This window comes from Thetidibacter halocola (assembly GCF_018224955.1).
GTDB classification, from domain to species: Bacteria; Pseudomonadota; Alphaproteobacteria; order Rhodobacterales; family Rhodobacteraceae; genus Thetidibacter; species Thetidibacter halocola.
Map to the genome: position 1 here is coordinate 209,575 of NZ_JAGTUU010000004.1, position 24,538 is coordinate 234,112.

The window sequence follows — 24,538 nt, forward strand, 5'->3', positions numbered from 1 at the left end:
TTTTCCAGCGGTCAGGGGAATTGGCCCCTGGCGCCGGGGGCTATCGTCTTCATTTCCGCTTTCATCAGAGAAATCTTCCGTAACTGCATCGTCCCGGTCCGCCCGTCCCTTGACGGCGGCCAAGTCCGGAGCCTTTTCCCATGACCACGACCTTCATCACCAGCACCCTCAACGTCTCCGGTGTCGCGGCGACACTGGATGGCAACGATACGCTTCTGGTCGCGCGGACCGGGCAATTGCTGTCTTCGGGCGACAATGCCGTCGAAGCGACCGGTTTCGCCAACGTCATCCAGGTCGACGGCTATGTTGCGGCCTTCGGCGCCGCGATCCGGCTGGGGACGCTCAACGGCACCGACACGGTCGGCGCCATTTCAGTTGGCAGCAGCGGCGTTGTGACATCGTCCGACAACGCGGCAATCGTCCTGGCCCTGAACAACGGTTCCGTCACGAATGCCGGGTCGATCTCGGCCAGAAACGGTGTCGTTTCCGGCTTTTTCGAGACCGCCCGCGCCGACCTGACGGTGTCGAACAGCGGCACCATGGCCGTGCGAAACCACGGTGTGCTGATGGTCGCCGACTCGGTGCGTGTGAGCAACTCCGGCACCATTGCCGCGTCTGACAGCCCCGGGGGCGCGAGCACCATACTGGGCGCCTTCGGCAACACGGGTGTGTCGATCCGTGGCAGCAACAGCTTCGTGTCGAACAGCGGGTCCATCACTTCGCCCAACGAAGAAAGCTTCGGTGTCGGGATGCTGGGAGACGCCAACCGGATCATCAACAGCGGGGTGATCCAGACCGGCTCCATGGGCGAAACCCATGCAGCCGTGCTGCTGAGCACCACGGCGATTCAGTCGGGGCGGCTCGACAACATGGCGGGCGGCACCATCGCGGCACCGGGGCTGGCGGTGCGCGGCGGCCTCGGGGCCGAGACGGTGGTCAACGCGGGCCATATCCTGGGCACGATCCGGCTGGCGGAAGGGACCGACGTCGTGACCAACAGCGGCCAGATCGACGGGACCGTCGATCTTGGGGCGGGCGACGACCGCTACGACGCCAGCGGCGGCGGTCTGGTGGTCGGCAGTGTGTTCGGGGGACTCGGGTTCGATTTCCTGCGCGGGTCGGCTGCAGACGACAGCTTCTTCGGCGAGGACGACAGTGACTTCCTCTCGGGTCGCGGCGGCGACGACACGCTGAACGGCGGGGCCGGCGATGACGCGATCTACGGCGGCGCGGGCGAGGACATTGTCGAGGGCGGGGACGGCAACGACAATGTCCACGGGGGCGCGGATAACGACACGGTGCGCGGTGGCAACGGGGACGATGCGCTGCGCGGCGGCGGCGGCGACGACCTGATCGAGGCGGGCACCGGGCGCGACACGCTGTGGGGCGGCGACGGCGACGACACGATGACCGCCGGCGCGGGAGGCGGAGACACGCTGTTCGGCGGGCGTGGCGACGACGTGCTGGACACCAGCAACGGGGCCGGCTGGGACAGGCTGGAGGGCGGCGCGGGCGACGACACGATGACCAGCGGGGGCGGCAACGATGTCTTCGTCTTCCGGCGCGGCATGGGTCACGACGTGATCACCGACTTCGCCAACAATTTCGACCGGCTGGACATCTCGGCGCTGGGGATCGCCAGCTACGCGGTGCTGACCGGCGCGGGGGCGATCTCTGGCGACGCCACGCAGACGGTGATCAACTTCGCCGCGCTGGGGATCGACGGCACGATCACGCTGGACGGGTTCGACCGGGCACTGATGAACGCGGCGGATTTCATCTTCTGACGAGAGCAGTCTCGCAGGCAAATAATCAGACTTCCATCAAATGGATCTAGGGCATGGCGACATTCATCATTTCAACCCAGACTACAACTCAGATAATACTGGCGGCGGACGAAGGATATCATCTTCTCGAAGGTGTCCTCCACGCTCGCAACGGAGGCACGGTTACCGTCGCCGGAACAGGCACCTTGCCGATCGGCATCGACGTCTACGGCACGCTGGCTGCGTTCGCTACCTGGGCCCTGTGGCTGAACTTTCAGCCCAATATCACCATCTTCGTGGGCCCGACCGGCTCAATCCGGTCACCAGATACCAGCTTTCCGATCTACCGGGCCGGCACCAACACGACATTGACCAACCACGGAACGATTGTTGGCGGAACGACCGACCTGAGCGGGGACAACAACCGGTTCATCAACAACGGAACGCTGAGCGGAACCTTTGCAGTCAGCACAATCGGTTCAGGCACCGATGACGTTGCCGCCCTGCTCATGACGGGGAAGAACGCCTTCGTCCAGAACACCGGCGTGATAACCAGCGCCTCGCAGGCGGCGATAAGGCTGGCGGAAGCCTCGGAGGTGATCAACACCGGCACGATCAGCGGACGGCAGGATGCCATCGACGGCTCTGGCATCTTCGACATCATCGGCGACTCGATCCTGCGGCTGACCAATACCGGCGTCATCGTGGCGGGCCGCAACGCCATCACGGGCGGGCTGGACGGGGACATCGTGCTCAACTCGGGCACGATCACCGGTGCGGTGCTGCTGAACGGCGGCAATGATCGCTACACGGCGACGGGGGCCGGAGTGGTCCATGGCACAGTGGATGGCGGCGTGGGCAACGACACGCTGCTGGGCGGATCGGGCGAAGACCTGTTCCTGGGCGGCGCGAACAACGACAGCCTGTCGGGACGCGGCGGCGACGACACGCTGGAGGGAGGAGCGGGCAACGACATCCTCTGGGGCGGCGACGGCAACGACAGCCTGTCGGGCGGCGACGGGACCGACACGGCGCATGGCGGGACGGGAGACGACCGGCTGCTGGGTGGCATCGGCAACGACTGGCTGTCGGGGGGCGACGGGGCAGACACGCTGTCGGGCGATGATGGCGACGACACGCTGTTCGGCGGCGAGGGCAGCGACGCGCTGAACGGCGGCCTCGGCAACGACGCGATCTCGGGCGGCGGCGGGGCGGACGGGATCGACGGCGGCGATGGCAACGACGCGCTGTTCGGCGATGCCGATGACGACACCTTGCTGGGCGGGGCTGGCGACGACACGCTTTCGGGCGGCGCGGGCAACGACCGGATCGAGGCGGGCATTGGGCGAGACCGGGTGTTCGGCGGCGATGGAGACGACACGATCCTTGCCGGTGCCGGCGGCGGCGATGCGCTGTTCGGCGGGCGCGGCGACGACGTGATCGATTCCAGCAACGGCGTCGGCTGGGACGTGATCGACGGCGGCGCGGGTGACGACACGATGACCAGCGGCGGCGGCACCGACACCTTCCTGTTCCGCCGGAACATGGGCAATGACGTGATCACCGATTTCGCCAACGACACCGACCGGCTGGACCTTTCGGCGCTGGGCATCGCCAATTTCGCGGTCCTGAGCGGCGCGGGGGCGATCTCTGGCGACGCCACGCAGACGGTGATCAGCTTTGCCGCCCTCGGCATCGCCGGGACGATCACGCTGGACGGGTTCGACGCCGCGCTGATGAACGCGGCGGATTTCATCTTTTGACGAGCGGGTCTCGGAAAGGAACAGAGCATGGCGGTTATTGTTGTCAGCACCATAACGAACGAACGGATCACCCTGTCCGCGGCAGATGAGTACTTTCTTCTGGAAGGTGTCCTTCATCATTTTTCGAACGCCCCGATCTGGGTCACGCCAAGCACGAACGGCGCCCCGATGATCCATGTCAACGGCACCCTCGCCGCCACGGGGGGCAACGCGATCACAACGTATTCCGTGCCAAACGTTTCAATCGTCGTCGGGCAGACCGGGCAGATCGCGACACCTGGCGTGTTCCTCTCAGTGGTCTGTGAAGGTGCCCACAGCGTCTTGACCAACCATGGCACGATCAGCGGAGGAGCGCCCAGGCTGGCCGGCGAAAACAGCCGGTTCATCAACACCGGCACGCTGACCGGCCTGTACAATTCGCCCACGACCCTTCCGGTCGCCGCCCTCCGCATGGAGGGGCTGGATGCCTTTGTTTCGAACAGCGGCCAGATGACCGCGCTGATCGGCGCGGTGATCCGGCTCGAGCGAAGCTCGCAGGTGTTCAACTCGGGCACGATCAGCGGGCGGCAGGACGGCATAGACGGTTCGGCGATCCCGGGCGGCGAGACGCCCGAGAGCCTGCGGCTGTCCAACTCCGGCACGATCGAGGCGGGCCGGAATGCCATCCTGGGCGGTGCTTCGGGGGACCACGTGACCAACACCGGGACAGTGATCGGAAACGTCCTGCTGGGCGGGGGCGACGATCGCTTTGATGCAAGCGGCGCAGGGCTTGTCGTCGGAAGCGTGCAAGGAGGGACGGGGTTCGACTTCCTGCGCGGCGCGGCGGCGGAGGACCAGTTCTTTGGTGAAGAGGGCAACGACTTCCTCGCGGGACGCGGCGGAGACGACACGCTGAGCGGCGGCGCGGGAGACGATGTCATCTATGGAGGCGCGGGCAACGATCAGATCGAGGGCGGTGACGGAAACGACTTGGTCCATGGCGGCGCGGGCGATGACACGCTGCGCGGCAACGCGGGCAACGACCTGATGTTCGGCGGCGATGGGAATGACGATATCAGCGACAGCTTTGGCCGGGATACCATCCACGGCGGCGACGGCGACGACACGATCCGCACCGGAGCGGGTGGCGGCGACACGATCTTTGGCGGGCGTGGCGACGACGTGATCGACACCTCCAATGGCGCTGGCTGGGACAGGCTGGATGGCGGCGCAGGCGACGACACGATGACTTCAGGCGGCGGCAACGACATCTTTGTCTTCCGGCGCGGCATGGGTGACGACGTGATCACGGACTTGCAGAACAACGCCGACCGGCTGGACCTGTCGACCTTCGGGATTGCCGATTTTGCAACCCTGACCGGCGCAGGCGCGATCACAGGCGATGCGACGCAGACGGTCATCAACCTCGCAGCACTGGGCATAGCCGGCACGATCACGCTGGATGGGTTCGCGCTGGCGCAGCTGGATGCGACGGACTTCATCTTTTGAGATTTGGCCCGGGAAACGACCCGGGCCGTCGCTTCCGGGGCTAGGCAGGACGCGCGGCACGGGCTAATCCCGGGGCATGTCGCTGGTCGTCTCCTTCGCCTCGCTCTTCGTCTCGGTGATCCTGCTGCAACTTTCGTCGGGCGGGGTCGGGCCGCTCGACGCGCTGTCCGGTTTCGCGCTGGGGTTTACCACGGCTGAGATCGGCCTGCTGGGTTCGGGGCATTTCCTGGGGTTCTTCCTGGGCTGCTGGTGGGCGCCGCGGCTGATGGGGTCGGTCGGGCCGTCGCGCGCCTTTGCCGCCTTTACCGCGCTGGGAACCATGGGCATCCTCGGGCATATCCTGATCGCCGACCCCTATGCCTGGGCCGGGCTGCGGATGATGCAAGGGGTCTGCATCGCCGGCTGCTACACGGTGATCGAGGCCTGGTTACAGGCCAAGGTCACGAACCAGACGCGCGGCCGGGCGATGGGCGCCTACCGGGTCGCCGACATCTCGGCCTCGCTGGTGGCGCAGCTTGTGATCGGCGTGCTGGAACCCGCGCATTATGCCTCATACACGGCGCTGGCGCTGGTCTGCTGCGCGGCGCTGTTGCCGCTGACGCTGACGCGGATCACCCCGCCCGAGGTGCCGGACGCCCCCCGGCTGGAGCCGCGCCTGGCCTGGCGCATGTCGCCGCTGGCGGTGGCGGGGGTTCTGGTCTCGGCCCTATCGGGCGCGTCGTTCCGCATGGTGGGGCCGGTCTATGGCACCGAGGTCGGGCTGGAAGTGTCGCAAATCGCGCTGTTCCTGGCGGCCTACGTGGCGGGCGGGGCGGTCAGCCAGTTGCCCGTCGGGTGGCTGGCCGACCGGTTCGACCGGCGGCTGGTGCTGATCTGGCTGTCGGTGGCGGCGATCGTCAGTTGCCTTGCGACCGGGCTGGCCAGCGGCCTGTCGACGACCGGGATCATGGCGCTGGCGGCGTTCTTCGGGCTGACGACCTTTCCGATCTACTCGATTTCCGCCGCCCACGCGCATGACTTCGCCGAAACCTCCGAACGCGTGGCGCTGTCGGCTGCGCTGATGTTCTGGTACGCGGTGGGCGCCATCGCTGCGCCCTGGATCGCATCGCTGCTGATCGACGCCTATGGGCCGCCGGCGCTGTTCGCGATGATCGGGGCGGGGCATGTCGCGCTGATCCTGTTCGGCCTGGTGCGGATGCGGATGCGCCCCTCGGCGTCCGAACGCACGCCCTATGTCTACGCACCACGCACCAGCTTCATCGTCGGCCGGCTGATGAGCCGGTTCCGCGACCGGGACGAGCCGTAGGGCGCGGGTCTACCCCGCCTGCACGGCCTCGTCGGTCAGGCCCGCGCCCGGCTCCAGCCGTCCCTGTTCCAGCCACCAGCCGCGCGGCGGCGCCATGCGGGCGCGCAGCCGCTCGACCCGCCAGCGCGTCCGTCCCGGGCCATGCGCGGGCTCCATCCGCCAGCGCGTCTCGATTCCAGGCGCGCCGCCCTCGCCCGGCGTCAGCAGCAGGCAGAGCGGGCGGCAGCGCCCCTCGGTCAGCCCGGCCTCGGCCGCAAGGTGCAGGCGCCGCACCGGCACCATGCCCGGCGGGCCCGGCAGATCCGCCACCACCACCGGCACGACACCGCTCCGCAGCGCCTCCTCGGCGGTCCAGAGCACATCTTCGGGGCGGGTTGCCGCGACGAACAGGATGTCCTGCGGCGGCATCAAGCCCACCACGCCCTCGGGGTTCAGCGCATCCGCCCCGTGCCGCGGCGCGATCCACAGCACCGGCCCGCCCCCTGCCCCGGCCCCCGCCAGGTGCAGCGCCAGCGTGCGCCGCGCCCGTCCGCAGATCTCGTGCGCGCGCGCCAGCGGCAGCGCAACCTCGTGCCAGAGGGTCAGCGCGGGCGGCGGCGCGTGGTGGTGACGGCCAAGGCGGGGATCGGGGCGACTCATGCAGGCAGGTTAAAATGTTCCCTTTATGTTCTCAAGCCCCCTGCCCTTGCCATCCCGGCCCCGACGGGGCAAGAGAACCCGGACCGCAAGCGACAGGACAGGCCCCACCATGCGCATGAACCCTCTCGGCCGCACCGGCATCACCGTCTCGGAACTGTGCCTCGGCACCATGACCTTCGGCAACCAGACCCCACCTGAGGACGCCCACGCCCAGATCGAGCGGGCCTTTGAGGCGGGCATCAATTTCATGGATTGCGCCGAGATGTATCCGGTGAACCCAATCCGCAAGGAAACCATCGGCCTGAGCGAGACGATCCTGGGCGACTGGTTCGCCCGCACAGGGCGCCGGGGCGACTGGATCCTTGCCACCAAGCATTCCGGCGAGGGCAGTTTCGCCCGCGACGGCGCGCCAATCACCGCCGAAAGCATCCCCGGCACCGTCGAGGGCTCGCTGAAGCGGCTCAGGACCGAGACGATCGACCTGTACCAGTTCCACTGGCCGAACCGCGGCAGCTACATGTTCCGCAAGAACTGGCGCTACGACCCGTCCGGGCAGGACCCGGCGGCAGTGCGCCAGAACATGGCCGACTGCCTGGGCGCGCTGAGCCGCGAGGTCGAACGCGGCACGATCCGCGCCTTCGGCCTGTCGAACGAATCCGCCTGGGGGACGATGGAATGGCTGCGCCTTGCCGCGGAAACGGGCGGACCGCGCGTCGCCTCGATCCAGAACGAATACTCGCTGCTCTGCCGCCTGGCCGATACCGACCTGGCCGAGATGATGGTGAACGAGGATGTGGGCCTGCTGCCCTTCTCGCCGCTGGGTGCGGGGTTTCTGACGGGGAAATACCAAGGCGATGCGGTGCCCGAAGGCTCGCGCATGTCGCTCAACGACACGATGGGCGGCCGCAAGACCGAGCGCGTGTTCCCGGCGGTCGACGCCTACCTGGGCGTGGCGGCCAAGCACGGGCTCGACCCGGTGCATATGGCGCTGGCGTGGTCGGCGCGCCGGCCTTTCGTTGCCTCTTCGATCTTCGGCGCGACGACGCTGGCGCAGTTGGAGCACCTGCTGGGCGCGGTGGACGTCACCCTGACCGAGGACCTGCTCAAGGACATCGACGACGCGCACAAGGCGCATCCGATGCCCTACTGAGGCGGTTCAGCCCCGTCCGATGTAGGGCATGGTCGTCGCCATGACGGTCATGAACTGCACGTTGGCCTCGAGGTCACGGGTCGCCATGAACTCGACGGCCTCGGCCACGTTCCTGACGTCCATCGTGGCATCGGGATTCTTGCCCGAGGCATTGGCGCGATAGATCTGGTCCTCGACCATCGGCGTGCGGGCATTGCCGATGTCGATCTGCCCGCAGGCGATGTTGAACGCCCGGCCATCGAGGCTGAGCGTGCGCGTCATGCCGGTGATCGCGTGCTTGGTCGTGGTGTAACAGACCGAGCCGTCGCGCGGCACATGCGCGCTGATCGACCCGTTGTTGATGATCCGCCCGCCCTGCGGGGCCTGCCGCCGCATCCGGGCGAACGCCGCGCGGGCGCAGTAGAACATGCCGTTGAGGTTGACCGAAACCACCTGGTGCCAGGTGTCGAGGTCGATTTCGTCGATGGGCGCGGCCTTGCCGAAGATGCCGGCGTTGTTGAACAGCACGTCGATCCGTCCGAACCGCGCCACATGGGCGTCAAAGGCCGCCTCGACCGCCGCCGGGTCGGTCACGTCGGCCTCTAGCACAAGCGCCTTGTCGCGCCCATTCGCAAGATCCTCCAGCGCGTCACGGCTGCGGGCCAGCAGCCCGACCTCCCAGCCCTTGTCCAGCAGATGCGCGGCGACCGCCCGGCCGATGCCCGAGGACGCGCCCGTGATCAGGATGTTCATTCCATCTCTCCTTCCAGCGACAGCGGCGACGGCACGCCGCCCAGATCGTCGATGCGCAGGGGGCCGGTCGGTTTCGACAGCCGGTTCCGCACCACCCAGTGCAGCCGCGTCTGCGCCCGGGTGATCGCCACGTAGGCGAGCCGTTTCCAAAGCGGTTGGCCCGCCTCGTTGCGCCCGGCGCGGGCGGCGGCGTAAAGGTCGGGGGCAAAGACCTGCACATCCTCCCACTGGCTGCCTTGCGCCTTGTGGATCGTCACCGCCGCGCCGTGCAGGAACGTCGCCCCCATGCGGGCGGCATACGGGATGAAGGGTTCTTCCTCGTCGGGTTTCTCGATCTTGACGATGGACGCGGCAGAAACCTGCGGCTCCGGCGCGCCCATGACGAACAGCCGTGAGAACCCGGGCTTGCGCCCGGGACCGAGGTAGACCACCTGCGCCCCCTTGATGAGGCCGCGCGCCTCGAGGTCGAGCCGCTTCTTGCGGTGCTTTAGCGGCAGTTCGATCCCGTCGCAGATCAGCGGCTCTCCGGGCAGAAGCGCGTCCTCGGGCGCGCTGTGCACGGCCCGAAAGGCCTGAATCAGCCGGATTCGCGTGGCATTGCGCCAGACCAGGACCGGCGAGCGCGCCATCAGGTCGACCTCGACCCGCTGCGCCCAGACCACGCGGTCGTCCTGGCGCGCGCGATCCTCGACCATGCGCTCGAATTCCTCGAAGCCCAGCGACGGGTCGGCCAGCGCGTGGGCGAGGTCGAGAATCGGGTTGTCCGCGGCTTGTCGGTGGATGCGATGCAATTCGCGCCGCTCGCCCTCCTTCATCCGGTCGAACACCATCTGGCCCGACTGGTTCACTGGCGCAAGCTGCGCCGGATCGCCGAACAGGACCAGCGTCGGAAAGATCTCGCGCAGGTCGTCATACTGGCGGTCGTCCAGCATCGACGCCTCGTCGACAAAGCCGATGTCCAAGGGCTCTTCCCGCCGCTTCCAGCCGGTGATGAAGTCGCTGCCGCGCAGACCTGCCGCCGCCAGCGCCGCCGGGACCGACTTGTGCAGCTCGAAGCTTGCCTGCGCGCGGGCCAGCGCCTCGTCGGTCAGCCCCTCGATCTCGGGTCTCTCATCGTTGCCCATCAGCCATTCGGCGATGCGCTCATATTGCGGATCGTAGACCGGGGTATAAAGGATGCGGTGGATCGTGGTCGCCGGCACGCCGCGCAGCCGCAGCACAGAGGCCGCCTTGTTCGTCGGCGCAAGGATCGCCAGCGTCCGCCTCTCGCGCCGCCTGCGGCTTTCGTAATCTCCCGAGACGGTCTCGACCCCCGCTTCCTCCAGCGCCTTGTATAGCGCCGCCAGAAGCATGGTCTTGCCCGATCCGGCCTTGCCCATCAGCGCCATCACGCGGCTTACGCCCTCGGAGGCAGGCAGGCACAGGCCCTCTTCAAGGTCGACACCCGCACCGCGCAACAGCTCGGCCACCGTGTCATAGGCGGTGGCCTGGTCGTCGGAGAATGTCAGGGCGGGCGCGTTCATGCGCGCAGACTAGACGCGCGACCGACGAGCTTCCAGCGCAAACAGGATCTGTTTCTTCTGACCGAAAATGTCCCGGGGAGTGAATTGGCTGACGGGCCAAGCGAGGGGCAGAGCCCTTTTCCGCGGCCGGCAGGGCCGCGCGGGTCGGGCCGCGCAGGCGGCCCGAAACCCGAAAACGCGCTCAGGCGGCCACGGCCTCGGGGGCGGCGGCGAAGGGCTGGGTGCGGTCAAAGGACAGCGCGAACCAGCGCGCCGACATCTCAGCCGCGATGCCTGCGGCCTTGGCGACACGCGCCTGGGCCTCGGCATTGAATTCCCACAGGCCGACGCTGATCCGCTCGCGGCCTTCGCCCTGGCTTCCCAGGATCTCGGGGCAGGAGCCGATGCGGTTGTAGATGCGGACCATGCGCGCATCGAAGACGCCGACATAATGCTCGACCCCGAACTGGCGCATCACCTCGCCGCCCGCCAGCATCAGTGCGGCGGCGACGCCGGGCTTGGCTTCGCGGGACAGGCAGAAGCGGGTGCATTCCCAGATCAGAGGCGACTGGATGCGCACGCCGTCGGTCAGGTGGATGAAATGGTCGTTCACCATGGTGCGCCCGGTCGTGGGCAGCAACCGCATAGAGCCGCCATGCGTGCCGTCGGCGTTTTCCCAGATGACATAAAGCGGGTTCTCGGCGTCGTATTCGTCGCGCTCGTAGCCCTGCGCGTCCACCGTCACGGCCCAGCCGAGGCGGGTCTTGAACTGGTCGGCGCGGTCGCGGAACATCGAGTCCGCAAGGCGGGGGAACTTGTGCAGGTCGTGGCCGTAGATGAAGCGGATCATGGTGGTCATCCCTCGTGTGCAAGTCTTGATGCACTCAAGGTGACGCCACGACGGTTAACGCGTTCTGCGCGGGTCGCGCGACCCGTTCAGAACACGTTTACCGAATTTACACCACGACCAGCCCCCGGCTGATCGCCCGGGCGACGGCGTGGGTGGTGTTCAGCGCTCCCAGCTTGAACCGCGCGCTTTCGACATAGACCCGCAGCGTGTGTTCCGAGATCGCCAGCGTCTCTGCCGCCTGGGCCCTGCTGTAGCCGATGGCCAGCAGCGTCATCGCCTCGATCTCTCGCGGGGAAAGCGACTGGGCCGTTTCGGGTTTGCGCCCCGGTTCCAGTTCTAGCGCCTTCTGGTTGAAGTAGTGCGCCACGAGGATCAGGTCGCGGCGATTGGCTTCGGCAAAGTCCTCCCATTCCTCGTCGGTGGCGTTGTGGCTGACCGTGAACAGTGCGAACTGCCCGTTCGGCCCCCGGATCGGAATCGAAAACCCCTGGTTCCCGACCCCGTGGTCGATCGCGTCCTGCAAGAAGGCCCGCGCGGCCTTGCTGCTCCAGTCGAGGCGTTTCCAGTCAACCGGGTGAAAGCGCTGGTAACAGCCCTGGATGACCGGATCGATGCGCAGGTATCCCTTTTCGAGATAGCGATCGACCCAGACCTGGTCGTAGGTGCCGCATCCGTATTGATCCCCGGCGGCGTTGACCCAGTGATAGACGATGTGGTTCACGCCATACTGGTCACGCAATCCGGTGATGGCGGCTTGCAGGTCGCCCAGCCCCTCAGCGGATTCCAAATGTTCGATCAGCCCGTCCAGCTGCGGCGCCTGCGCCAAATATCCCAAAACCGTCACCCTCGGCCTTGGACGCGATTTCCGCCCGCGCGACGAAGGACGCGTCGCTCAGCTGCGCGGCCAGGGTCGGCATCCCGTTGGCACGCGCGAAGGTCTGCAGGTCGGCCAGTACGTCCAGTATCCAGTCATGTCCCATCGTCAACCTCGCTTAAGAGTGGTTAATGCATCGTTAAAACAACTCTAGCACGCATCGATGAGGCTCCGATATTCACGTGTTTTAACTCCCCAGAAATAGCGAGGGCAGATTTTGCAACCCCCCGTTGCGCAACGGTACGGGGCTGACGTGACGACGCCCGCGACGGCGGCAGGCCGATTCGCGGGCGTCGGAAGGAAGTCGGTCCGGGCGGGCCGCAGGGATCAGCCGCGGGCCTCGAGCGCGTCCTCGAAGGTCCGCAGGCCGGTGCGCGGCGCCTGCACCAGCACGGCCATGTTGCCGGGCTTGTGTTCGTTGCGCAGCATCTTGGTATGTGCGGCCGGGATCTCGGCCCAGGGAAAGACCTCGGACATGCAGGGGTCGAGACGACGCTCGATCATCAGCCGGTTGGCCGAGGCCGCCTGCTTCAGGTTGGCGAAGTGCGACCCCTGGAGACGCTTCTGGTGCATCCACATGTAACGGACGTCGAAGGTGCAGTTGAAGCCGCTGGTGCCGGCGCAGATCACGACGATCCCGCCCTTCTTGACCACCAGGGTCGAGACCGGAAAGGTTGCCTCGCCGGGATGCTCGAACACCATGTCGACGCTGACGCCCTTGCCGGTGATGTCCCAGATCGCCTTGCCGAACTTGCGGGCCTCTTTCAGCCATTCGTTATACTCGGGGCTGTTAACCGTTGGCATCTGCCCCCAGCAGTTGAAGTCCTTGCGGTTGATGACGCCCTTGGCGCCCTGGTCCAGCACGAACTGGCGCTTGCTCTCATCCGAGATGACGCCGATCGCGTTGGCGCCGGCTGTATTGGCCAGCTGGATCGCGTAGGAGCCGAGGCCGCCCGAGGCGCCCCAGACCAGCACGTTCTGGCCGGGCTTGAGTTCGTGCGGGTGGTGGCCGAACAGCATCCGGTAGGCGGTGGCCAGCGTCAGCGTGTAGCACGCGGCCTCTTCCCAGGTCAGGTGCTTGGGGCGCGGCATCAGCTGCTGCGCCTGCACGCGGGTGAACTGCGCAAAGGAGCCGTCCGGCGTCTCGTAGCCCCAGATCCGCTGGGTGGGCGAGAACATCGGGTCGCCGCCGTTGCATTCCTCGTCGTCGCCATCGTCCTGGTTGCAGTGGATGACGACCTCGTCGCCGACCTTCCAGCGCTTGACCTTGTCACCCACCTTCCAGACGATCCCGGAAGCGTCGGACCCGGCAATATGATAGGGCGCCCCATGACCGTCGAAGGGGCTGATCGGCTTGCCCAGACCCGCCCAGACGCCGTTGTAGTTGACGCCTGCCGCCATCACGAGGACCAGCACCTCGTGGCTGTCGATCTCCCAGGTGTCGACCACCTCGACCTGGAACGAGGTCTCGGGCTCGCCATGACGCTCGCGGCGGATTGCCCAAGCATACATCTTCTTCGGCACGTAGCCGAGGGGCGGCATCTCGCCGATTTCGTAGAGGTCTTTCTCCGGCGCGTCGTATTGGGCGATGCCCGTCTGCTGGTCCAGTGCCATGATGGCCTCCGCATCTTGAGGGTCACGATTCCCGCTCTGCATCGCAGCATCGGCGGGTCTGACCCTCGAATTACGCGGCTTTCGGTAACATTGCAACCGGATTGCGCAGTGTTTTGAAATTTTATAACCGAGCGCCCGCAGAAACCCTCGCTGCGGCCGCAAAGTCACAGAAGATGGCGGATCGAGTTCGCGTAATAGCCGACCAGCGCCTCGTGGTTCGGCGCGATGGCAAAGCCATCCGGCCCCTCGGTCACCAGCCCGCGTTCGGTCAGCGTGCGCAGGCCGACCTCGACCGAGTAGTCGCGGCTGTTGCGGGCCAGGTGCACATGGGCGCCGTCCAGTCGGTCAAGCGCGGCGGAAAAGCCGCGTTCCAGCGTTGCGCGGTCCTGCGCGCCGTCGCCCTGCACCAGCAGCCAGGCGACCAGTGGCACCGGCAGCACCGGCACGACAACCGCGATCCGCGCCATCAGCGCGTCGGCCAGCGACTCGGGATCTTCGACCAGGCGAGGATGTTCGCGCAACGACAGCGGTTTGCCAAAGCTGACCGCGGCATAGCCAAAGCGATGGAACCGGCCCGTCACGCGCAGCCAGGCCTGCCGAAGGACCGCCGCCATGACATGGCTGATGCGCGCGTCGAACCGTCGCCCACCCGATTGCCCCGCCGCCACCAGCACGCTGTCCTCGAGCACGCGGTCATAGTTGATCGCCACGGGGACAAAGACAACGTCGCGCACCGACGGGTCGAAAGCCTCTGTCATGTAGCTGAGCAGGCCGAGTTTCGCCGGCGCCAGCGCCCCGTCAAGGCTGAGCCTGCCCTCGGGAAAGATCGCCTGCGTGACGCCGCCGCTGGTGGCCATCTGCACGTAGCGGCGCAGCACCCGGCGATAGAGACTCCCACCATAGCGGCGGCGGATGAAGTAGGCCCCCATCGACCGGATAAGCCGCGACAGCGGCCAGACATGCGCCCATTCCCCGACCGCATAGCTCAGCGCCGAGCGATCGGCAGCCAGGTGCGTGACCAGCACGTAATCCATGTTCGAGCGATGGTTCATGACAAAGACAACGGTCGCCGTCTTGTCGATCCCTTCGAGGTCGGCCGAGTGATGGCCCAGCCGCACGCGATAGAGGGCGTTCGACAGTTTCCGAGAGGCCCAGACCCCCCAGGAGAAATAGGCATAGGCCGAGAAGGAGGGCACGATCTCGCGCGCATAACGCCGGGCCCGCTGAAAGGCGACGTCCTCTCGCACGCCGGTCTCGCGGGCATGGTCGACGATGGCGCGCGTCACCTCGGGGTCGTAGATCAGACGCTGGATCAGGTCGTAACGGCGCAGCAGGCGGAAGGGCTCGATCGGGTGGACGAGGCGTTCGTTCAGGCGCGACACCGCGCGCTCCATCCGGCGGCGCAGGAACCAGCGCACTGATGGGAACAGGAAATGTGATGCGAAGGTGACCGCCGCAAACAGCAGGATCAGCAGGAAAAGCCAGAGCGGAAGCGTTACCGGTGTCGTCATTGTCGCAGACCGTGCCAGCGAAGCGGCGCTGCGTCCAGCGCCCGCGTCGCCTTGGCACGGGACAGTGACGGGCGAGCGGGCTATGCTGCACCTGCTCTGCCGCAACGCGGCGGATTGACAGAGACACTTTATTTCTCCAAAACCATCCCCGACGCAACAAGATTGCCAAAGCGCCACAGCCGACGGAGGCCCGAATGAGCGAACCCCAGACCCGCGACAAGCCCTGGCTGATCCGCACTTATGCCGGGCATTCGACTGCCGCGGCGTCCAACGCGCTCTATCGCGGGAACCTTGCAAAGGGGCAGACGGGCCTTTCGGTGGCCTTCGACCTGCCAACGCAGACCGGTTACGACAGCGATCACATCCTGGCGCGCGGCGAGGTCGGCAAGGTTGGGGTGCCGGTCTGCCATCTGGGCGACATGCGCTCGCTATTCGACCAGATCCCGCTGGACCAGATGAACACCTCGATGACGATCAACGCCACAGCACCGTGGCTGCTGGCACTCTATATCGCGGTGGCCGAGGAACAGGGCGCAGACATCGCGCAGTTGCAGGGCACGGTGCAGAACGACCTGATCAAGGAATATCTGTCTCGCGGCACCTATATCTGCCCGCCGCAACCCTCGCTGAAGATGATCGGCGACGTGGCTGAATACTGCTATCGCCACGTGCCGAAATGGAACCCTATGAACGTGTGTTCCTATCACCTGCAAGAGGCGGGCGCGACGCCGGAACAGGAACTGGCCTTTGCGCTGTCCACCGCCTGCGCGGTGCTGGACGAGCTCAAACCCCGCGTCGACCCCGCCGATTTCCCGGCGCTCTGCGGGCGGATCAGCTTCTTCGTGAACGCGGGCATCCGCTTCGTTACCGAGATGTGCAAGATGCGCGCCTTTGTCGACCTCTGGGACGAGATCCTGCGCGACCGCTATGGCGTCGAGGATTCGAAATTCCGCCGCTTCCGCTATGGCGTGCAGGTGAACAGCCTCGGTCTGACCGAGCAGCAGCCCGAGAACAACGTATACCGTATCCTGATCGAGATGCTGGCCGTGACCCTGTCGAAAAAGGCCCGCGCCCGCGCCGTGCAGCTGCCCGCCTGGAACGAGGCGCTGGGCTTGCCCCGCCCTTGGGACCAGCAATGGTCGATGCGGATGCAGCAGATCCTGGCCTATGAAACCGACCTGCTGGAATTCGACGACCTGTTCGACGGCAACCCGGCGGTGGATCGCAAGGTCGAGGCGTTGAAAGCGGGTGCACGCGCCGAGTTGGCGACGCTCGACGGCATGGGCGGCGCGATCGGCGCGATTGACTACATGAAAGGCCGTCTGGTCGAATCGAATGCCGAACGCGTGAACCGGATCGAGCGGCAAGAAACCGTCGTCGTCGGCGTGAACCGCTGGACCGAAAGCGAGCCCTCGCCGCTGATGGGCGAGGATGGCGGGATCATGGTCGTCGATCCGGGTGTCGAACAGGAACAGGTCTCGCGCCTGAAGGCCTGGCGCGCCGAGCGCGACGAGGCCACGGTCAAGGCCGCCCTGGCCGACCTGCGCGCCGCCGCGAAAGAGGGGCGCAACGTGATGCCCGCCTCGATCGTCTGCGCCAAGGCCGGCGTGACCACCGGCGAATGGGCCGGCGAGATGCGCGCGATCCATGGCGAATACCGCGCCCCCACCGGCGTATCGAAATCCATCAGCAACAAGACCGAGGGGCTGGATGACATCCGCGCCGCCGTCGACACGGTCAGCGACAGGCTGGGCCGCCGCCTGCGCTTTCTGGTCGGCAAGCCGGGACTCGACGGCCATTCCAACGGTGCAGAGCAGATCGCCTTTCGCGCCCGCGATTGCGGCATGGACATCGACTACGAAGGTATTCGCCTGACCCCGGAACAGATCGTCGAGGCGGCGCAGAACGGCGCCCACGTGGTCGGCCTGTCGATCCTGTCGGGCAGCCACATCCCCCTCGTCGAGGACCTGATGACGCGGATGCGCGAGGCGGGGCTGGGTCATGTGCCCGTGGTCGTGGGCGGGATCATCCCCGACGACGACGCAAAACGCCTTCTGGCGATGGGTGTTGCCCGGGTCTATACGCCCAAGGATTTCGAACTCAATGCCATCATGCGCGATATCGTGACCCTCGCCGACCCCAAGGCCTGTGCTGCGGAATAGCGTCATTTTGATACGGAAACGCTTCAAAACCGCCTGCGGATTTCCGCCGGCGGTTTTCTTTTTTGCGAAAATTCTGTCATTTCCGCTACGAAAGGTGGACCTGACACGAATTAGTGTCTTGTGTTAGAATGACCAGAAATGAAATTCCGGCGAAAACACGAGGAAAGACCATGACCATCGATCTCGAAAGCCTGTCGCGCGACGAACTGAAACAACTCGTCAACGACGCACAAAAAGCCCTGAAATCCGTCGATGCCCGTCGCCGCGCCGCAGCGAAAAGGGCCGCGGAATTGGCCGCAAAAGAATACGGCTTTACACTCGACGAGGTGATCGGCGCCGGAACCAAGGGCTCCAAGGGTGCGCCGCGCTTTGCCAATCCCGCGGATCCGTCGCAGACCTGGACCGGTCGTGGCCGCCAGCCCAACTGGGTCAAGGACGCGATGGCCGCCGGCAAGTCGCTGGACGATCTCGCGCTCTGACCCGGGGCGCAAGCGCATGACGATCCATATTGGCGCCGCACCAGGCGATATCGCCGAGACCGTCCTGATGCCCGGCGATCCGCTGCGCGCGGAATGGGCGGCAAAGACCTTTCTCGACAACGCGCAATGCGTCAATCGCGTGCGCGGCATGCTTGGTTTCACCGGCACGTGGAAAGGGCATCCCGTCACCATTCACGGCAGCGGCATGGGAATGCCAAGCCTGTCGATCTATGCCAATGAACTGATCCGGGACTATGGCGTGAAAACGCTGATCCGGATCGGCTCTTGCGGGGCGATGCAGGAACACGTTGCGATCCGCGACGTGATCCTGGCGATGACGGCCTCGAGCCTATCGACCCCGTCGCGTGGAATCTTCCGCGAATTGAATTTCGCACCCTGTGCCAATTACGGCTTGCTGCGCGCCGCTGCCGATGCGGCACAGGCGCGGGGCGTTTCCGTCCATGTGGGCGGCATCTATTCATCGGACGTGTTCTATGACGAACGGCCCGACCTGAACGAGATGATGATCCGTCACGGCATCCTCGGCGTCGAGATGGAAGCGGCCGAACTGTACAACCTCGCCGCGCGGTATGGTGTCCGCGCGCTGGCGGTGCTGACCGTCTCGGATCACCTGCTGACGCATGAGGCGCTGCCCTCGGCCGATCGCGAGAGCAGTTTTGGCGACATGGTCGAGATCGCGCTGACCGCGGCCTTCGCCTGATCCCTTGCACCCCGGCGACGGGCGCGCTTGACTGGCGGCACCCCTGACGGAGTGCCACCATGACCAAGCCCGCCCTCGCCCAACGCCCTTGGCTGTCTCCGGCCGTGCAGACGGTGACAGACCGCCACGCGGCGCGCGTGCCCGACACGGATGCCGCCAGCCTGACGGACCGGATCGAGGCGCTGGCCACCCGCTCGCGTGAGATCCATGAACGCGACTGTTTCAACCTGAACCCGGCGACCAACGTGATGAACCCGCGGGCCGAGGCGCTGCTGTCCTCGGGCATGGGCGTGCGGCCGTCGCTGGGCTATCCGGGCGACAAGTATGAGACCGGGCTCGAGGCCATCGAAGAGGTCGAGGTCATTGCCGCCGAACTGGCCGCCGAGGTGTTCCACGCGCGCTTTGCCGAGATCCGCGTCGCCTCTGGCGCGATGGCGAACCTTTATGCCTTCATGGCGCTGACCCGGCCCGGCGACACGATCATCGCCCCGCCCGCGACGATTGGCGGCCATGTGACGCATCACCTGGCGGGCTGTGCGGGGCTTTACGGCCTTCGGGTGGTCGAGGCGCCGGTGGATGCGGATGGCTACACACTGGACCTGTCGGGGCTGGCGGACCTTGCCGAGGATCTGTTCCCCAAGGTCATCACCGTGGGCGGGTCGCTGAACCTCTGGCCGCATGACGTGACGAGGATCCGCGAGATCGCCGACCATGTTGGCGCCCGCGTGCTGTTCGACGCGGCGCATCAATGCGGGATGATCGCCGGGGGTGCCTGGCCCAATCCGCTGGCGCAGGGCGCGCATCTGATGACGATGAGCACCTACAAGTCCCTCGGCGGCCCGCCTGCGGGCCTGATCGTCACCAACGAGGCTGATCTGGCCGAACGGCTGGAGGCCATCGCCTATCCCGGCATGACGGCGAATTTCGACGCGGCGAAAAGCGCGGCGCTGGCGGTCACGCTGCTGGACTGGCGCGATCATGGCCCGGCCTATGCGACGGCGATGGTCGAGACCGCGCAGGCTCTGGCACAGGCACTGGAGGCGGAGGGGCTGACGGTGTTCGGCGCGCACCGGGGCCATACCGCCTCGCACCAGTTCGCGCTGGAGGCGTCCTCGCTCGGCGGCGGCCAGGCGGCGTCGCAGCGTCTGCGCCGGGCCGGGTTCCTGGCCTGCGGAATAGGCCTGCCGCTGGATCCGGTTCCGGGCGACCTGAACGGCCTGCGGCTGGGCACACCCGAGATCGTGCGCTGGGGCATGACGGTCGGCGACATGCCGCGCCTTGCGGCCCTTCTGGCCGATGCGCTGCGCCGCAACGATCCCGAGGCGCTGGCGGACGAGGTCGCAACCTGGCGGCGCCGCTTTGACCGCGTGCATTTCGTCCACGCCTGAGCGTCGGGCGGGGTTTACCCGGCCGTCACCCCGTGGCTGCGGTCATAGGCATTGACCGGCGGACTGGACCAACCGTCCAGGGCCCTTTGTTGTGGCGTCAGGATCTCGACCCGCAGCGGATGGCAGCGCGCCGCATCCGAACTGTGCGCCGATCCGCAATCGCCGCCGGGACAGGCGCTGAGCGCCCCCAGCAGATCGATCTCGGCGAAGAAGGTCAGATGATCGCCCGGGCGCACAGGGCTTGCCTTCATGAAATACTGGCCGGTATCGCGGGTGAACCCCGTGCACATGAACACGTTCAGCACGTCATGCACCTGCGCCTCGGCCTGCGCCAGCGGCAGGCCCGTCGCATCCGCCAGCGCGCGGGTCAGGTTGGAATGGCAGCAATGGTGATACTGCGTGCCCGCCAGCAGGTTGCCGGTATAGGGATCGCAGCGCGTGCCGATCACGTCATGTACCGAGCCGCCGTAGACGTCGAAGCCATACCAGTCGAGCGTGTCCTCGACGATGGTCGCCATGGGCCGCAGGAACGGAAAATTGCTCCACATCCGCTCTCCGGTGGTCAGGTGGGTTCCGTGCAGGGCGCGCGTCTTGCCGGAGTAAAAGCGTTCGGACAGATCGTTCGCGTTCCACAGGTTCAGGTCGCCCACCTGCGGCCCCTCGACGCTGACGATGCGAAAGAACGATCCCGCAGGCACGCGAAAGGCGCAGGCCTCGCGCGGTGCCGCCACCACCACCGAGGTCACCTGCACCCCGTCCAACGCCCGGCGATAGAGCGCCAGATCGGGTTTCGGCAGCGTGTCGTTGGGATAGCAGATCACGGGGGCGATGGCGCGTCGGGCGGCGGCGTCGGCGGGTTGGGTCATGGGCGGCTCCTTTGGGCGCAGCGTGACTCCGGTCGTGCGAGCATGTCCAGAGGAACGAAGCGGCTGCCTGAAAAAGCCGATGGCGCACCCTTTCAGGTGCGCCACCCACTGCCACGGACCGCTGGTCCCGGCTGTCAGGCCTCACCCCTCCTCCCAAAGGCGCGGACCCGGTTCGGCGCAAGGCCTCCTGTCAACGAAGCACGGCGTCCAGCGGCGGCAAGCCGTTGAAGCCAATCGAGGCGTTGGGCACTCTATAGACGTCGCCGTTGCGGATCACCAGCCCGTAAGCCGGACCACAGCAACCTTGGACGGCGCCGTTGCCCCAGAGCGCGGGGATATCTGCCGCCTCGACAGTGGCCATGTGCAGACATTCGGGACAACCCAGACAGTACATTTCACCGGGTCGATCAAGCCGGGACATGCGCGATCCAATCCAGCCTTCTAGTCGTCCAGGATGCCGTCGCGGTGACACGATTCCGGCTTTCTTCCCTTCGGCCCGGTGGTTTCGGCGCCGCACTGGATGCAGCGCCAGCGGCTGACATCGCCTTGCGGAAACTCGCGCCACCGGCAGGAGCGGGTCCGTCGGTTGGCAAAGACCGCGATCAGCACGAAGGCAAGGATGAGACCCAGGAGGATATGCATGGCGGCACCCTATCCCCTGCGCGGGACACAACCAATCCCCCGGCGGCCGCGCCCCACGGCCAACCGGAAACGGCAAGGCCGGGCGCATGGCCCGGCCTCGATCCAGCATCGCGAGGCGGTTCAGACCACCCGTTCGACCATCATCTTCTTGATCTCGGCGATGGCCTTGGCCGGGTTCAGACCCTTGGGGCAGGTCTTGGCGCAGTTCATGATCGTGTGGCAGCGATACAGCTTGAACGGATCCTCGAGCTGATCCAGCCGCTCGCCCGTCGCCTCGTCGCGCGAATCGATGATCCAGCGATAGGCATGCAGCAGCGCCGCCGGGCCGAGATAGCGGTCGCCGTTCCACCAGTAGGACGGGCAGGACGTGCTGCACGACGCGCACATCACGCATTCATAGAGCCCATCCAGCTTCTTGCGGTCCTCGATCGACTGCTTCCACTCCTTCGCAGGACGGTTCGTCTTGGTTTCCAGCCAGGGCATGATGCTGGCGTGCTGGGCGTAGAAATGGGTCAGGTCCGGGATCAGGTCCTTGATGACCGGCATATGCGGCAGCGGGTAGATCTTCACGTCGCCCTTGATCTCGTCGAGACCGTAGATGCAGGCCAGCGTGTTGATCCCGTCGATGTTCATCGCGCAGGAGCCGCAGATGCCTTCGCGGCAGGACCGGCGGAAGGTCAGCGTGGGGTCGATCTCGGTCTTGATCTTGATCAGCGCGTCCAGGACCATCGGACCGCACTTGTCCATATCGATGAAATAGGTGTCGACGCGGGGATTCTGACCGTCATCCGGGTTCCAGCGGTAGATCTGGAACTTTCGGACGTTCTTGGCATCCGCCGGCTTGGGCCAGGTCTTGCCCGTGCGTATGGTGGAGTTCTTCGGCAGAGTGAATTGAACCATCTCTCTCTCCTTATCGAAGCAATGCGGGCAGGCCTTGCGTGCCCAGGCAGGTGAGTGTCCCGGGTTGCGAGACGATGTCGGACACGATCCGCGCCGTGTTCTCGTTCGGGCCAAGGACGCTGTCGGCGGCCAGCGCGCTGATCTGCGGCGCGCTGGCATTGTCGATGATGCAGTCGATCGCCGGTTGCACGGGGATGCCCGGGAAACGCTGCGCGACGATCGGAGTGATCGCAGAGCGGGCAGCCTCGCGCGCCAGTTGGTCCTGCGCCTGCGGGGTGCAGGCTGCAAGCAACAGCATAAGGGCGAGGCCGACACGCATCAGAACGTCCGCGCCTTGGGCGCGATCCGCTTGAGCGAGATACCGCCTTCCTCTTCGGTCGTCAGCGGATCGGTGATCACAGGTCGGAACGACAGGGCGACGGTCGGCCCATCGACGCGCGCGACGGAGTGGACACGCCACTTGTCGTCGTTGCGCGTCGTGTGATCCTCGGTCGCATGCGCGCCGCGGCTTTCCTTGCGCGCCTCGGCGGCGACGATGGTGGCCAACGCGTTCGGCATCAGGTTGGTCAGCTCGAGCGTTTCCATCAGGTCCGAGTTCCAGACGAGGCTGCGGTCGGTGACATTGATGTCGCCCATCTTGCCGGCGATGGTTGTCATCTTCTCGACGCCTTCAGCCAGCGTCTTGTCGGTACGGAACACGGCTGCGTCGGCCTGCATGGTCTTCTGCATCTCCAGCCGCAACTCGGCGGTCGGCATGGCGCCGTCGGCGTGGCGCAGGCCGTCGAACCGGTCGAAGGCCTTGTCGATCTCGGATTGCGGCGCGACCGGCACGGCAGTTCCCGCATCCACGATCTGACCGGCACGGATCGCTGCAGCGCGGCCGAACACGACGAGGTCGATCAACGAGTTGGAGCCCAGCCGGTTCGCCCCGTGCACCGAGGCGCATCCCGCCTCTCCCACGGCCATCAGGCCAGGCACGATGGCGTTGGGGTCATCCTTGGTCGGGTTCAGAACCTCGCCCCAGTAGTTCGTCGGGATGCCGCCCATGTTGTAGTGCACGGTCGGCAGGACGGGGATCGGTTCCTTGGTCACGTCGACGCCGGCAAAGATCTTGGCCGATTCCGAGATGCCCGGCAGGCGTTCCGCCAGTGCCTCTTTCGGCAGGTGGCTGAGGTTCAGGTGGATGTGATCCTTGCCCTCGCCCACGCCGCGGCCTTCGCGGATCTCCATCGTCATGCAGCGGCTGACATAGTCGCGCGGCGCGAGGTCCTTGTAGTTGGGCGCATAGCGCTCCATGAACCGCTCGCCTTCGGAGTTGGTCAGATAACCGCCCTCGCCCCGCGCGCCTTCGGTAATCAGGCAGCCCGAGCCGTAGATGCCGGTCGGGTGGAACTGCACGAATTCCATGTCCTGAAGCGCGAGGCCCGCGCGGGCCACCATGCCGCCGCCGTCACCGGTGCAGGTGTGGGCGCTCGTGGCGGAGAAATAAGCACGGCCATAGCCGCCCGTGGCCAGCACGGTCATCTTCGCGTTGAAGACGTGGAAGGTGCCGTCATCCAGCTTCCAGCAGAGCACGCCCTTGCACTGGCCGTCTTCCATCAGCAGGTCGATGGCGAAATACTCGATGTAGAACTCGGCGTTGTTCTTGAGGCTCTGGCCATACAGCGTGTGCAGGATGGCGTGGCCGGTGCGGTCTGCGGCGGCACAGGTGCGCTGAACCGGCGGGCCCTCGCCGAACTCGGTCGTGTGGCCGCCGAAGGGACGCTGGTAGATCTTGCCCTGTTCGGTGCGGCTGAACGGCACGCCATAGTGTTCCAGCTCGTAAACCGCCTTGGGCGCCTCGCGGGCGAGGTACTCCATCGCATCGGTATCGCCCAGCCAGTCGGACCCCTTGACTGTGTCATACATGTGCCACTGCCAGCTGTCCGGGCCCATGTTGCCGAGCGACGCGGCGATGCCGCCCTGTGCGGCCACGGTGTGCGAACGGGTCGGGAAGACCTTGGTCACGCAAGCCGTGCGCAGCCCCTGCTCGGCCATGCCCAGCGTCGCGCGCAGACCGGCACCCCCGGCACCGACCACCACGACGTCGTAATCATGCGTTTCGTATTCGTATGCAGCCATGTCTCGTCTCGATATTCGGGGCCGCGCGGCGCAAGGCGCGCGCTGCGGCGCGTGTCGTTTTCTG

At 66.3% G+C, this 24,538-nt stretch carries 22 protein-coding genes; 9 read left to right on the forward strand and 13 right to left on the reverse strand.

Features of this window, described 5'->3' with window-relative positions; genetic code table 11:
• Window positions 1-140: 140 nt before the first annotated feature.
• The 4 genes from KB874_RS10925 to KB874_RS10940 all read left to right on the forward strand — a co-directional run bounded on the left by KB874_RS10925 (window position 141) and on the right by KB874_RS10940 (window position 6,323).
• On the forward strand, window positions 141-1,787 hold the full coding sequence (locus KB874_RS10925) for a calcium-binding protein (RefSeq protein ID WP_212536616.1): 1,647 nt from the start codon (window positions 141-143) through the stop codon (window positions 1,785-1,787).
• A gap of 185 nt (window positions 1,788-1,972) precedes the next feature.
• Window positions 1,973-3,529, forward strand: coding sequence for a calcium-binding protein (locus KB874_RS23150; RefSeq protein WP_212536617.1), 1,557 nt, complete (start codon window positions 1,973-1,975; stop codon window positions 3,527-3,529).
• A gap of 27 nt (window positions 3,530-3,556) precedes the next feature.
• On the forward strand, window positions 3,557-5,017 hold the full coding sequence (locus tag KB874_RS10935; RefSeq protein ID WP_212536618.1) for a calcium-binding protein: 1,461 nt from the start codon (window positions 3,557-3,559) through the stop codon (window positions 5,015-5,017).
• A gap of 76 nt (window positions 5,018-5,093) precedes the next feature.
• Window positions 5,094-6,323 (forward strand): MFS transporter, encoded by a 1,230-nt coding sequence (locus tag KB874_RS10940; protein WP_212536619.1) that lies wholly within the window; start codon window positions 5,094-5,096, stop codon window positions 6,321-6,323.
• A 9-nt stretch (window positions 6,324-6,332) separates the two neighbouring features.
• On the opposite strand, the gene KB874_RS10945 is transcribed toward KB874_RS10940, so the two are convergent.
• Window positions 6,333-6,962 (reverse strand): ImuA family protein, encoded by a 630-nt coding sequence (locus KB874_RS10945; RefSeq protein WP_212536620.1) that lies wholly within the window; start codon window positions 6,960-6,962, stop codon window positions 6,333-6,335.
• Window positions 6,963-7,071: 109 nt separating this feature from the next.
• Here KB874_RS10945 and KB874_RS10950 point away from each other — a divergent pair, with 109 nt between their 5' ends.
• Complete coding sequence (locus KB874_RS10950) at window positions 7,072-8,112, forward strand: aldo/keto reductase (RefSeq protein WP_212536621.1); 1,041 nt, start codon at window positions 7,072-7,074, stop codon at window positions 8,110-8,112.
• A 6-nt stretch (window positions 8,113-8,118) separates the two neighbouring features.
• On the opposite strand, the gene KB874_RS10955 is transcribed toward KB874_RS10950, so the two are convergent.
• The 6 genes from KB874_RS10955 to KB874_RS10980 form a co-directional block, all read right to left on the reverse strand.
• Window positions 8,119-8,844, reverse strand: coding sequence for an SDR family oxidoreductase (locus KB874_RS10955; protein ID WP_212536622.1), 726 nt, complete (start codon window positions 8,842-8,844; stop codon window positions 8,119-8,121).
• Complete coding sequence (locus tag KB874_RS10960) at window positions 8,841-10,367, reverse strand: ATP-dependent DNA helicase (RefSeq protein WP_212536623.1); 1,527 nt, start codon at window positions 10,365-10,367, stop codon at window positions 8,841-8,843. Before KB874_RS10960 ends, KB874_RS10955 begins: the two co-directional genes overlap by 4 nt.
• Window positions 10,368-10,548: 181 nt before the next feature.
• Entirely contained in the window at window positions 10,549-11,196 is a 648-nt protein-coding gene (locus tag KB874_RS10965) for an acyl-homoserine-lactone synthase (protein ID WP_212536624.1), read from the reverse strand.
• 106 nt (window positions 11,197-11,302) lie between these two features.
• Window positions 11,303-12,022 (reverse strand): helix-turn-helix transcriptional regulator, encoded by a 720-nt coding sequence (locus KB874_RS10970; protein ID WP_428849246.1) that lies wholly within the window; start codon window positions 12,020-12,022, stop codon window positions 11,303-11,305.
• 375 nt (window positions 12,023-12,397) lie between these two features.
• Window positions 12,398-13,684 carry a crotonyl-CoA carboxylase/reductase gene (gene ccrA, locus KB874_RS10975; RefSeq protein ID WP_212536626.1) on the reverse strand — a complete coding sequence of 429 codons (1,287 nt, stop codon included), beginning with the start codon at window positions 13,682-13,684 and terminating at the stop codon, window positions 12,398-12,400.
• Between the two features lie 164 nt (window positions 13,685-13,848).
• A complete protein-coding gene (locus KB874_RS10980; RefSeq protein WP_212536627.1) occupies window positions 13,849-15,195 on the reverse strand; it encodes a 1-acyl-sn-glycerol-3-phosphate acyltransferase in 1,347 nt (448 codons plus the stop codon).
• Between the two features lie 194 nt (window positions 15,196-15,389).
• Between KB874_RS10980 and KB874_RS10985 the strand changes: the two genes are divergently transcribed.
• The 4 genes from KB874_RS10985 (at window position 15,390) to KB874_RS11000 (ending at window position 19,945) form a co-directional block, all read left to right on the forward strand.
• Window positions 15,390-17,357: a protein meaA gene (locus KB874_RS10985; RefSeq protein WP_212536628.1), complete on the forward strand. Its 1,968-nt coding sequence runs from the start codon at window positions 15,390-15,392 to the stop codon at window positions 17,355-17,357.
• A 170-nt stretch (window positions 17,358-17,527) separates the two neighbouring features.
• On the forward strand, window positions 17,528-17,836 hold the full coding sequence (locus KB874_RS10990; protein WP_212536629.1) for an H-NS histone family protein: 309 nt from the start codon (window positions 17,528-17,530) through the stop codon (window positions 17,834-17,836).
• Window positions 17,837-17,852: 16 nt separating this feature from the next.
• Entirely contained in the window at window positions 17,853-18,557 is a 705-nt protein-coding gene (gene deoD, locus KB874_RS10995) for a purine-nucleoside phosphorylase (protein ID WP_212536630.1), read from the forward strand.
• 59 nt (window positions 18,558-18,616) lie between these two features.
• On the forward strand, window positions 18,617-19,945 hold the full coding sequence (locus KB874_RS11000) for a serine hydroxymethyltransferase (RefSeq protein WP_212536631.1): 1,329 nt from the start codon (window positions 18,617-18,619) through the stop codon (window positions 19,943-19,945).
• A gap of 14 nt (window positions 19,946-19,959) precedes the next feature.
• Here the strand turns inward: KB874_RS11000 and KB874_RS11005 are convergent, their stop codons facing one another.
• The 6 genes from KB874_RS11005 to sdhA form a co-directional block, all read right to left on the reverse strand.
• Window positions 19,960-20,811, reverse strand: coding sequence for an urea carboxylase-associated family protein (locus tag KB874_RS11005; protein WP_212536632.1), 852 nt, complete (start codon window positions 20,809-20,811; stop codon window positions 19,960-19,962).
• A gap of 190 nt (window positions 20,812-21,001) precedes the next feature.
• On the reverse strand, window positions 21,002-21,172 hold the full coding sequence (locus KB874_RS11010) for a hypothetical protein (protein WP_212536633.1): 171 nt from the start codon (window positions 21,170-21,172) through the stop codon (window positions 21,002-21,004).
• Window positions 21,173-21,252: 80 nt separating this feature from the next.
• A complete protein-coding gene (locus tag KB874_RS11015; RefSeq protein ID WP_212536634.1) occupies window positions 21,253-21,453 on the reverse strand; it encodes a hypothetical protein in 201 nt (66 codons plus the stop codon).
• Between the two features lie 120 nt (window positions 21,454-21,573).
• Complete coding sequence (locus tag KB874_RS11020) at window positions 21,574-22,353, reverse strand: succinate dehydrogenase iron-sulfur subunit (protein ID WP_212536635.1); 780 nt, start codon at window positions 22,351-22,353, stop codon at window positions 21,574-21,576.
• A 10-nt stretch (window positions 22,354-22,363) separates the two neighbouring features.
• Entirely contained in the window at window positions 22,364-22,672 is a 309-nt protein-coding gene (locus KB874_RS11025; protein ID WP_212536636.1) for a hypothetical protein, read from the reverse strand.
• Window positions 22,672-24,474: a succinate dehydrogenase flavoprotein subunit gene (gene sdhA / locus KB874_RS11030; RefSeq protein ID WP_212536637.1), complete on the reverse strand. Its 1,803-nt coding sequence runs from the start codon at window positions 24,472-24,474 to the stop codon at window positions 22,672-22,674. The genes KB874_RS11025 and sdhA overlap by 1 nt, the downstream gene beginning before the upstream one ends.
• Window positions 24,475-24,538 lie beyond the last annotated feature (64 nt).